Source organism: Maribellus sediminis (assembly GCF_011799805.1).
In the GTDB taxonomy this organism is placed as follows: domain Bacteria; phylum Bacteroidota; class Bacteroidia; order Bacteroidales; family Prolixibacteraceae; genus Draconibacterium; species Draconibacterium sediminis_A.
Genome location: NZ_WXUB01000004.1, coordinates 548,139 through 560,133, shown reverse-complemented (window position 1 = coordinate 560,133; position 11,995 = coordinate 548,139). Strand labels below are relative to the sequence as shown.

At 38.9% G+C, this 11,995-nt stretch carries 8 protein-coding genes; 2 read left to right on the top strand and 6 right to left on the bottom strand.

Going from position 1 to position 11,995, the window contains the following annotated elements; all coding sequences use genetic code 11:
- The first annotated feature begins 138 nt into the window (after positions 1-138).
- A complete protein-coding gene (locus tag HFD85_RS17025; protein ID WP_167612620.1) occupies positions 139-330 on the top strand; it encodes a cold-shock protein in 192 nt (63 codons plus the stop codon).
- Positions 331-460: 130 nt separating this feature from the next.
- Here HFD85_RS17025 and HFD85_RS17020 read toward each other — a convergent pair whose 3' ends face one another.
- The 5 genes from HFD85_RS17020 to HFD85_RS17000 all read right to left on the bottom strand — a co-directional run bounded on the left by HFD85_RS17020 (position 461) and on the right by HFD85_RS17000 (position 8,563).
- Entirely contained in the window at positions 461-1,729 is a 1,269-nt protein-coding gene (locus HFD85_RS17020) for a hypothetical protein (protein WP_167612618.1), read from the bottom strand.
- 21 nt (positions 1,730-1,750) lie between these two features.
- Entirely contained in the window at positions 1,751-4,363 is a 2,613-nt protein-coding gene (locus tag HFD85_RS17015) for a TlpA family protein disulfide reductase (RefSeq protein WP_167612616.1), read from the bottom strand.
- 204 nt (positions 4,364-4,567) lie between these two features.
- The gene (locus HFD85_RS17010) at positions 4,568-5,332 is read right to left on the bottom strand and encodes a LytR/AlgR family response regulator transcription factor (protein ID WP_167612614.1); all 765 of its coding nucleotides are present in this window, start codon (positions 5,330-5,332) and stop codon (positions 4,568-4,570) included.
- Positions 5,333-7,186 (bottom strand): sensor histidine kinase, encoded by a 1,854-nt coding sequence (locus HFD85_RS17005; protein WP_167612612.1) that lies wholly within the window; start codon positions 7,184-7,186, stop codon positions 5,333-5,335.
- Between the two features lie 165 nt (positions 7,187-7,351).
- Entirely contained in the window at positions 7,352-8,563 is a 1,212-nt protein-coding gene (locus HFD85_RS17000) for an acyloxyacyl hydrolase (protein WP_167612610.1), read from the bottom strand.
- A gap of 363 nt (positions 8,564-8,926) precedes the next feature.
- On the opposite strand from HFD85_RS17000, the gene HFD85_RS16995 reads away from it, so the two are divergent.
- On the top strand, positions 8,927-10,348 hold the full coding sequence (locus tag HFD85_RS16995; RefSeq protein ID WP_167612608.1) for a monomeric [FeFe] hydrogenase: 1,422 nt from the start codon (positions 8,927-8,929) through the stop codon (positions 10,346-10,348).
- 55 nt (positions 10,349-10,403) lie between these two features.
- On the opposite strand, the gene HFD85_RS16990 is transcribed toward HFD85_RS16995, so the two are convergent.
- Positions 10,404-11,894 (bottom strand): Gfo/Idh/MocA family protein, encoded by a 1,491-nt coding sequence (locus HFD85_RS16990; RefSeq protein WP_167612606.1) that lies wholly within the window; start codon positions 11,892-11,894, stop codon positions 10,404-10,406.
- Positions 11,895-11,995 lie beyond the last annotated feature (101 nt).

Here is an 11,995-nt window from a genome sequence, read left to right as displayed (position 1 = left end):
CAATAGTACAGGATAAAATAAAGCAAATTCACATAACAATTACTTGAGAGATTTGCCTAAAAAACCATGCTTTAAATAAATTTTGCGATTTATTGTAAAATTAGTTGTAGCTTGCACCCATTAATTTTTTTAAAGAATATGAATAAAGGAACAGTAAAATTCTTTAACGATTCCAAAGGATTTGGATTCATTAAAGATTCAGAAGCAACAAAAGAGTATTTCGTACATGTAAGCGGATGTAAAGATGAAATTCAGGAAAATGACGAAGTAACTTTTGATTTGGAAGAAGGCCGTAAAGGTCTGAACGCGGTAAATGTAAAACTAGCTTAGTTATTATATTGCTTAAAAGAAAAGTCCTGCCGGTGGCAGGACTTTTTTTATGCTTTGACTTTTGTTTTCTAAAAGCAACATACTCCTTGAAAACTTCCTATTATTCAGAAAATAACAGCGTTCAAATACGCTAAAATTCGAAACCTTTTATCGTTGGCCGAGCCAGTTTTCCACTCAGCTCCAAAACTATTGCTTCGTTCTCGCGTGGCAGTTCTTTCCCCAATTGTTGTTCCAGACCATTCACCATCTTTTCCAGATCAGGTGCCAGGTTTTTTACGGTAAGTTTCGCTTCATTTATACTTGAATTTAACAGATTTGATGCTGTTACATCAACATCGGCATAGAGTTCGGCATCTAATAGTGAACTTTCAATTCTGCTATCGGAAATGCTCAATTTCTCTTCGTCGAGGTGGTAGTTTATATTTAATCGATCCACATCCAAATCATCAAGTGAAAAATTCATCATCGATTTTCCCGTGTTGTTGTTGGCATTATCGTAGCGAACCTTGAGGTTTACAAGCTCTAAAGTCATATCTCCCTGCGGAAAATTTTGCTTGTTGAATGTTACGGTTGATTTATTATGAAAAACTAATTTATCCAGCTGAAATTCTCCCTTTCCGCCGTTCTCATCTTCCCATTCAAAATTCTTTGGTTCAAGCTTTAAACTACTTTCCATATAGGCGCTTTCAGGCTTAAAATCTTCTAATCCCTTACCTTCATATTTAATGGTAGTATGGCCTTTATAGGTGATTACAGGCGATTCAATTGAAAAATTCTGAATATCAATTTCTTTTGAGTCGGGATTATAAACCAGCGCATAGCTTCCTGCATCAACATTGGAAAACTGTTCGAGCAATTGCGAAACTGGAGGATTAGAATACATGTTCTCAGGTAATTTCACGCGCATTCCCGAAAACGACAATACCAATTCCTGCTTCTTTTCGGGGAAACGTGTCTTCAGGTTTTCGAAATCCGCTTTGGTGAGCTGACCATCAAAATCAATAACCAGATTATTGAAAGTAACAAAGGCGATTGCCTCTTCCCCACTAAATTCAGGTTTAACAAGCTTAATTTTCACCGAGTGAATCTCCTCGAATTCTGTACTCTCCAGCCAGCGTTGCGCCTCTTTATACGGAATATCAATATCGAACATTTCGCATTTAAACCTTTCCTCACCATCCGGGTTAGCTACTGAAACACCAAGGATCTTCACTTTCGAAAAAAGTGGATTAACCTTTACTTTGGCATAATCAATAGTTACAGGAAGTTCATTATCTGCAATTTTTGCTTTTAATTCGGCATCTATTTCTTTGGCTAATTTGTTGCCGTAAATACTGTTGCCGACAACTACAGCGGCAAGCAAAATCACGATTAAGGAGAGTATTATTTTAGATCTCATTTTATTGAATGAATTTATCGATTAAAGTAATTGGCTAATTTCTTTCACTAATTGTTCTTTTTGCTGAGGCCGCGGAGCTTTCATATTAACAATATTTCCTTCGGTATCCATTAATATATAAGTTGGAAAGGAATTTACCGAAAGCCGTCGTTCGAGCATTGATTGTTGTTGCTCGGGTAAACGGTAGTGAACGGCATTCTCGCCCGACAGGTGGTTTTCTTTAATAATGTTTTTCCAGGCTTGCTCGGGCGAACCATTGGCGAAGTACATAAATATTACATCTTTATCTTTAAGAGCTTCTTTCACTTCGCGAACGTATCTCATTTGATCTTTACAAGGCCCGCACCAGCTTCCCCAAAAATCGATGTAAATCACTTTTCCGCGATAAGGCGAAGTTAAAGCAGCAAATAGCGAATCGGCATCGCTGGCATCTTTCAGGTGGTCGGTATTTTTCAGGCTTTCAACATAAAGAATATCCTGCTTACCTAAATCATTGTAGTATTGATCCTGTTTGTTAATATCAGCTTTAAGCAGGTCGTTAGTGACACATTCGTTAAGCATTGTCTTCATATACTCCGGTAAAGCTGATCGCTGATGGTCGATATACTGGTAAAATAGCTGAGCTTCAAAAACATCTTTTATAATGGCATCGGTAATTAGCTGGTCGCAAATTTCGAGCATACTCTTATACCGCTTACTGTCTATCATTTCGGACGCAATATCGCGCCAGTCGTTGGCAAGAAAGCTTTTTACCGGTTCTTTTTCAAAAAGTTCAATAATCGGTTTTCCAACACTATTGTACTTTTCAAAGGCAGCTGCCAGTTGCAGCGAATCTGCCTTTGCCCGGCTCAGCGCAATTAGCGTATCCAACTGTTTGTTCAATTCCGGGATGGCAATTTTCTGCTCTTCTGTTAATGTAATCAAGCCCTTTTCGTCCATATAATACAATGCATCAGTTTGCTTTATCGACCAGGAGTTTCTTCCCAACTTATATTGCTCATAATTGATGCGATCCCGCGTAAATGTGAAGAAATCGCGAACCAGTGTACAGGGTTGCGGTGGATTGTTTTGATACAGCGTATCGTTTACATAGCTCAGAAACGTTTCCGGAAACTTCTCTTCTGCCCTGCGGTCAAGGGTAAAAAAGCGTTGCATTAGATTGCCTCCTGTCTGAAAACGGTAATAATTTTTATAGAAATATTTAAAGCGGTCGGATACTGCAGGATTGTTTTCAATGAAATTATCCAAATGCGTGTAACTATCCTTGAGTTCTTTCTTCTGGATTTCCAGGTATTCCAATTGAGGTAATTTTTGTATGCGTTCGTATTCTTCACGAGTCATTCTAGGGTTGGAATAATAAACATCGTAACTAGCAAACTCATTGTGAAAACGTTCGTTGTCTCCGGCAATTAAATGCTGTTTATTGTTTAGATCATAAAACAGAAAATAACTTTCGCCCGGCTCCACCACATCCATTTTGGTCATCCGTCCCCAGTCGAGAAATACCTGTGTAGTATTTAACAAGGAGAACTTCAGGGTAAAAAAACCGTTTTCGTCAACATCGCCATAAAACTCCACCTGGTCATCTTTTATCGGATCGTGGATAGTCACACTAAAAGGTTTATCAAAAGGATTATGACGCAGGTATCCCCGAATGGTAACCGTGTCGGCTTTGCTGAAACCGGTATCTTTAAATTTTCGGGTATCGGCTGTTGTATAGGCCGGCAAAGTTTTCCCGCACTTAAACAGGGTAATCGGCTCTGATTCGTTGAGGGTAACTTTACAGTTTGAGCTGTCGCTTAACGCCAGCTGCAGGTTAATTTGCTCATTTCCCTTTTCCAAAACAAAGCGAAATTTGTTGCGCTTGTAATCAAACGATTTACAAGGATAAACTTCACCATCGAAGATTACAAAGTCTTCAAAAAAACCAAAGCGCCATTTGTTATCGTAAGGATCGGCCCAGTTGCCCAGTATTTTATAAATCTCAGGATTATCGGCCAGAGGTTCGTACAATTCTTCTTGTAAATTGCTTACAAAACGCAGGCTTTTTTCCGAAATGTTATTCAAATAAATGAGTTTGTACAAATCGTCGTTCTTAATCAGCATCCGGTATTCTTTATCGAGATAATACCCTGCCCAGATTACTTCCCAGTTTTTGTTTTTATAACGAAGCTGGTTATTTTCGTGCAGGTAAAAAGCAATCTTACCATCCCCTGTCGTCCATTTTTTAAATAGAGGAGCAGGTAACTCATCGAAAGTAAGCCGCTTGGTATCGGTAGGAAAATCTAATAGGGTACATTGTTTAGGTCCATCTCCTGAAAATTCGAACAGAGCCTGGTTGTTATCAATATTTGAAATGGTAACTTCCTTCTTCTCTCCTCCCTCCGAAACCAGACTGAATTGAAATGAACCATCCGGTGTCTGGTTAATGTCGGTGAGCGAATAAAGCTGGTAGAAAAATTCAACATAATTTTCTCCAACCAGGATTCCATCCCAGTATCCTTTTTCTTCCACATCGAAGTGCCAAAATCCGTGTAGTTTATCAGGAATTGATTTTTGGGTTTGGGCAAAACAAAAGCCTGTAAGAATCAATACAATTAAGGCTGTTAACAAGGTTTTTAAAGGTGTGTTCATTTTTAAAGGTTTTAATGAAAAAATACTTTAGTGAGTGGTTATTTTATGATATTGGAAATTTGAAGAATGTACATTGCGATTTTGGAATTAAATGTAGCGATTTAAACAGAAAATTCAAATTTAGCTAACATTCTTTTGATTATGTCTAATGACGGATTGCGACAAAAACATGGTTTTGTTCCAGTATACATCCTCCCCTGCAAATTATTCGATTTGAATTAACTGCAGTATCTTTTGTGCATACGAGCGCCCGGTTTCAATCTTGGTGGCCTTCACATCATCGATAACCAGCACATATTTACCTCGAAAATATTTCCGGAATTCTTTTATATGCTCCACATTAACAATGGTACTGCGTTGTATACGAGTAAAATTACCGGGTAATGTATCTTCCAGCTTTTTAAGGCTGATGTCGCTAATGTATTTTTTGCCATCTTTTGTGTAAAAATCAACATACTTTTCGTTGGCCACAAAATGCGTAATCTGTTCAGGCTTTATAAGAATTACGCGGTCGCCAATTTTATGGGGAATAGAGTGAATTGTTTTGGGTTTCGATTGCTGTTGAATAAGTTCGAGCAACTCTTTTATTTGTTTACTGCTTCCAGTTACTTGTTTCGTACCGAGCTTTTCAACCGTTAATTTTAACCGTTCTTTTTCAACTGGTTTCACCAGGTAATCGAGTGCAACGGTATTGAATGCTTTTAAGGCATATTCTTCGTAGGCGGTACAAAAAATAATAATCGGTAAATGATTCATCTCCTGCAACATTTCAAAGCCTGTTTTCCCCGGCATTTGAATATCAAGAAAAATCAGATCAGGTTTCAAATGCTCAACCATTGCCAGTCCTTCTTCTCCATTTTTGGCTTCGCCAATCAACTGAAAAACAGGCTCAAATTCTGGCAGAAGTCTTTTCAAACGCTCGCGGGCAATTTGCTCGTCATCAATTATTAAGGTTGTAAAACGTTCCATTTATCTCAGTTTAAGGCTTACTTGTTTTATTGGCGAGTTGGTGAAACTCAATTCAAAACGGTCGTTGTATAAAATCTCGAGTTTATCGTAAATACTTTGCAAACCAAATCCCGGTGTCAAATCCTTTGGGAATTCCCTGCCCGAATCGGCAACCGAAATTACAATGCCCTTTTTATCTTTTTGTATTTCAACTTTTATATTTCCTCCTTCAACTGATTTTGAGATGCCGTGTTTTACTGCATTCTCAACCAGCGGTTGAATGATAAAGCGTGGAATTTTCTGTTCTTTCAATTCGTCAGGAATTACCACCGAATAAACCAGCCGATCGTTAAAACGTACTTTTTCCACATCGAGGTAAATTTTTACCATTTCCAGTTCTTCGTTAATGGTTGTCCAGTCCGATTTTTCTTTGTTAATCGAGTACCGGAATAACTTTGATAAGGACAGCGCCATGTGTTCGGTTTGATCGGCATTTGAGTGTGCCAGCCCGGCAATCGAGTTTAATGAATTATACAAAAAATGCGGATTTACTCTTGAATGTAAAGCATTTAATTCGGCCTTGGTTTTTAGCTCGCGTAATTTTGAAAGTTTGGTTTCTGATTCAAAAATTAAGTCTTTCTCTTTGAAAATGAAATAGCTGATTAAAGCACGCAATGAGGCAACGAAAATACAACCAAGAAATACGTACGATAAAGTTCTAATGTCGGATTGCAAAATCTCATGTGGTCTGTTTCGTATACTGTACAAAAACATCGCTAAAAATGCACTAAAGGGAATTAATCCGGTCGACAAAAATATCAGCACTATTTTTAAAGTTTTTCTATGCGTATTTTTATGAATAAGTTTCTCAACCAGCCTTAATAGGTTGACAGCGGGTAGGCCCATCACGGATAACATAAAAAACCCAGCAATAAGATTCTTTATATATCGATAAAAGGTAAAATTATCATATTTAATGGCAAAACCCACAGAAAAATAGAGCGCACCAACGATAGCCAATAAAACAACTGCAATAAGTCCATGTATGTTGAACTGTAGAAAATTATTAGAAGAAATGCGTTTTGTCTTTTTTATCAACCATAAATAGAACATTGTTAAGAGAAGTAATAAAACACCAAATGGAAGCAAAAGAAAGGCATAGGAGTTATCTCTCAACCATTTAGGAATGGAAATAAAAGGTTTAAATTGCTCGGTTGCCATTGCAAGTTTCTTCTGAAAATCAGCGGAATATACTTCACTCAACAATTTTTTATCAAATTCATGCAAGTCTTCGAAATATAATCTTTTACGGTTTCCTATGGAAAGAGCCCGATAAATGCTTTCCTCTACTTTTTTGTCTCGATTCTGATATTCAAGATATTCGGCATCATTCCAAAAAACCGGAAACAAAGCAAAAGCTAAAGTATTGGTCAAGTAATTTTGCCGTTTTGGAAGTGGTACCAGATTAATATTAATAGCCTGAGAGAACAATTTGTAATTATCCTGCAAAGTACTGTAACTCCATCGGTCATCCCCATCTTTATCAAGTGTTATTATATTCTTATAATCCCTGTTGTTTATACTGTCTAAAAAATATATCTCAAGATTTCCCCTATCGCGGTTTGAGAATTTTAATTGAATGGTTTCTGTCAATGCATTTAATTCAGTCATTGAATTTTCAATTATAATCGAATCAACAGTAGTATAATTTCCAAAAAGTTTAATCTCAATATCTTCGGTCCATTCCGTGAAATGTGCTTTTCCGTGCATATCAACAATTGCCCGCCACGGTACTTCAGGGAATTTCTCAAGTTGCAGGGCATTGCTAACAAGAACAATCAAGTAAAGAGGTAATAAGGTTAGTAATTTCTTCATCGCAATAAAATTAGAATTAATAGTTCCTCAAAAGAAGAATATGTTAAGGAACTTATCTATTAAATTCCGACAAAGTGGTTCACAAGTAGTATTAAATGGATAATCGAAGTATAAATCGACAAAATAGAAGTAGAGTTTTTATTGAAAACAAATGGATTGATTGTTTCATCTTTTTCTGTATTTATACACCAGCCCCCACTCTATCCAGTCGGCAACACGTTCGTCACGGGTTTTTAAGGAGATCTGAGCATCCAGTTTTGGTAAAATCTCAAACCTTCCTCCGGCGCGCATATACCATTTGCCTCTCTCCTCGAAGGGCTTGTAAATGTACCTTCCGTAATTAAACATTAAGGCAATTTTACCCACTACATATTGTAAGCCTGCATGTGCTCCGTAAAAGGCTTTATCATTAAAGTTTAATGCATCGGGACTGGTTGTACCATAATAATTTTCCACTGAACGATCGTAGAAGAAATCGACACCACCCATTATTTTTAGTTTATGATTAAACTGGTAGGCATAATCAACGGTAACACTGTTTGTAAAATAACGCGGTCCCACATTTTGGGTGCTGTCCATATCGCCATTTTTGTGTTTCCAGTCGCCTGGTTCGGCTTGCACATTACCGATGGCTGCCATAATGCTTATTTCGGAATAAGGCTTAAATTCAGGTTTTTCACGCTTTATTAATGCCGGACGACGATAAGGTTTTTCGGCAAACTGCTTGTATCGGGGAGAGTTGTAATGATAAGTTGAACTCAAATTAAATCCCAACATGTTAATTCCTTTCTGTGGTGTTGCCATCCGTCCGCAGCTAAAATGAAGAAACGAAATTCCCATTGCCACATCTATTCGCTCGGTTAACAAGTAATACAATTCGAGCGACATGTTCGCATGCAGGTTGGTTTTTGCGGCAATTATATTTTGTTCAGGATTATTATCGGGATCGTACTTATGAAAGGCCGTTGCTAAGCCAATCTCTAAATCGGCGTTTAACCGAAATTTTTCCGAAACAGACAAAATCGGTTCACTGTAAAAAAGATAATAAGAAACCGGTTTCCCAAACAATTCATCAACATTCTCGGTGCCAAGATCATAGATAGAAAACCCTATGCCATACTTTGGATAAGCATGAACTACCTGCCAGGCCTGTCGTCCGGTTGATTGTTTCCCTAAACGAAATCCAACTCCATGGAAGTTGCCTTCGAGCAATTGCCGGTATCCCTCAAAATCGGTATGATGACCATGTAAGTACGAAACCTGCATATAATTAAACCAGCCATCGTTTTTGGAAGAATCTGCAATTTCCTGTCCTCTTACAGAACTAACCAAGATCAAAATGAAAAGTAAAAACAGTATGTTTTTAAGATCTGACATAGAATCAAATCGATGTTAAACACATTCAAATAATCAAGGGATACAAAATTTGCATTGTATGTTTTTTTAAAGTCAACAGCCAAAAGTGGCTTAAAGGATCATTTTCAGCTTATTAAATATACGAAATCGTTCTGTTTTATACCGCAACTATTTCTGTTTTACTTAACACAGATTTTCCTAAAAGAATTTCAGAATTTATTTGTACGGAATATTTGTTCAATCTTCTGTATCGCCCTATTAAAAGACTTTTCAGTACGTTATTCTGTATTAAAACAACCTTAATACAGCTTTGCAAAAGGTCGTTCTTATCTTCCCCAATTTTTAAAAGACGTAATTTTGAGCCGTCAATTATAACAGGCAATTATGGGCTATACAAGTAACACACACATTATCCGACGCGATCTGCTGCGCCATGTCGTAAAACTTTTTGCTGATGGCGAACTGGAGGAGAAGATCGATCGAATTCCTTTAAAAATGGTCCCTAAGAACCGTGAAACCCAACTGCGCTGTTGTATCCACAAAGAGCGCGCGGTTATTAAATACAAAATGTTTCCTTTACTTGGCTTCACAGTTGACGATGAAAAAGATGAATTGACACCGCTAAATGAATATGCAAGCGCAGCCATTTCGCGCCAAAAAGTAAAGAACGAAATTCTTACAGTAGTTGATGAAGCGTGTACCAGTTGCGTAAAAGATCAATATGTTGTTAGCAACTTATGCCGGGGGTGTGTGGCACGTCCCTGTATTATGAATTGCCCCAAAGATGCTGTAAGCATGCAAAACGGGCAAGCGAAAATCGATTCTACAAAATGTATAAATTGTGGAATTTGTAAACAGCAGTGCCAGTATCACGCCATCATTCATGTACCAATTCCCTGCGAAGCTGCCTGTCCGGTTGGCGCCATTTCGAAAGACGAGAACGGTGTGGAACGTATCGACGATGAAAAATGCATCTACTGCGGGAAATGCCTGATGGCCTGCCCTTTCGGAAGTATTTTCGAAGTAAGCCAGATTATTGACGTAATGATGGCTATTAGAAAGGAAGAACACCTCACCGCAATTTTTGCCCCTTCAATTCACGGGCAGTTTAATTTGACCACCGGACAGATCGAAAACCTCTTAAAAGAAATTGGCTTTAACGAAGTTGTTGAAGTTGCCGACGGTGCACGTAAAACCGTAGAGCACGAATCGGCTGAATTTGTTGAGCGTTTGGAAGGCGGACAGGCATTCATGACCACCAGCTGTTGTCCGAGTTATGTAGAGACGGTTGAAAAGCATGTTCCGGGAATTAAACCCTTTGTTTCCGACACGCCTTCACCAATGATGTACGCGGCGGATATGGCCCGGGAAAAAAATCCGGATACCAGGGTTGTGTTTATTGGTCCTTGTATCGGTAAACGAAAGGAAGCCAAAAAGAATGATAAAGTCGACCTTGTAATGTCGTTTGAGGAATTGAATGCGATGATTGTTGCATTGGATATCGATTTGGGAACCTTGCCAGATAACGAAAAAAGAAATAACACCAAAACACTCGACCGCGGGTTCGCCCTATCCGGTGGCGTTGCTGCTGCTGTAAAAGCCGAACGACCTGAATTAAACATCAACGAGTTGGTGATAAACGGAATTGACAAAAAAGCGCTCGGTTTATTAAAAGCTTATTCGCGCGGAAAAGCACCAGCTAATTTTATTGAAGTAATGAGTTGCGAAGGAGGTTGTATTAACGGCCCGGCTTCGTTGGGAGATATGATTGGAAACAGGAAATTATTCAACACGAATTTGAAATAAAAAAGGTTGTTCCATTCGGAACAACCTTAATTTTGATTACGATTCTATTTGTTGTTTAATGTACATTTAATTGTCCTTTTGAATCGGCATCCACAAGGTTTCGAACACCTGTATTTCCGCCTTCAGTAATATGCAGGTCAAGCGGCTTATTCGTTTTCCAGGCACCACGTGTAAAGTCAGGAACTTCGATCGGTTTCGAACCGTTTGCAATCGACCATTCACTCAACGGTGTAATTGAGCTCCATGCGGCAGCATCGTATACATCCATATCCATTGGAAGGCCATTACGCAATAAGTCGATCAGACGCCAGTCCATGATAAAGTCCATTCCACCGTGACCACCCACTTGTTTGGCCATCTCACCCACACGGCGAACAATCTCAGGAGTATATTTTTCTTTTAGTTCTTCCATTTTAGCTTCGTCAGCCACAGCGTGTCCGAATGCGATCTGCTCAATCGGGTATTTCTGGGCAAAACATTTGGTTCCGCTCAATTGGTGAATACGTGAATACGGGCGAGGTGAAGAAACATCGTGCTGAATCATGATCGTTCTTCCTTTTGCGGTACGGATCATTTGCATATCCATGTTACCACGCATATCCCAGCCAATAAACTGTTCGAAGTAAGGATCTTCTTTTGCTTTTTCCTCAATACGTTTTGCCAGCGTAAAATCATCGCCCATCATTGCAGTCAGATAATCCATTTTATCACCGCGGTTGATGTTCATTGCCTGACAAATCGGGCCTAAACCGTGAGTTGGATATACGTTTGCTTTTCTTTTGTTCTCGTGCAGACGCCACATTTTGTAATAAGCTCCATCAGTCATTTTTTCATCCTGAGGCTTATTGAAATGCCAGTAATCCAAATCATGAATGTAAGCACCTTCGCCATGAATCAAATCGCCAAATACTCCCTGACGAACCATGTTCAGTGTTAACAGTTCGAAAAAGTCGTAACAGCAGTTCTCCAGAATCACACAGTGTTTCTTAGTGCGTTCTGATGTTTCTACCATTTGCCAGCATTCGTCCATGGTTTTTGCTGCAGAAACTTCCAATGCGGCATGTGCACCACCTTCCATAGCTGCAATTCCAACCGGAACGTGCCATTCCCACGGTGTAGCAGTATAGATCAGGTCGCAGATTCCATCGGCAGCCAAACGCTTGAATTCAGTTTCAGAACCAACATATTCTTTGGCTTTTGGTAAACCGGCTTCTTCCAGAATTTTCTGTGCACCGTCAACCGCAGCCTGACGAACATCACATAAAGCAACAATTTCAACGCCTTCGATAAAAGTCATGCGTTTTACCGCACCCGATCCGCGGTCGCCGATCCCAACAAAACCTACACGGACTTTGTCGAGTTTTGGAGCAGCATAGCCACACATATTAAAATTCATAGCCGGAACACGTTCAGCCGACTCACGAATAAATTTTACTTTTTCATCCTCATTTGTTGAGGGTGCACAGGCTCCCATTAAAGGGGTGCTTGCAGCAACACCAGCTCCTACGCCAATGTGCTTCAGAAATGTTCTACGGTTCGTACTCATTTTATTGTATTATTTAGAATGAAAGCAATTTATTTTAAACTTATTGAAGTATTTTCAAAGATTTATCTGTCTGATTCGCTAGTTCATTATCCACCCAGCAA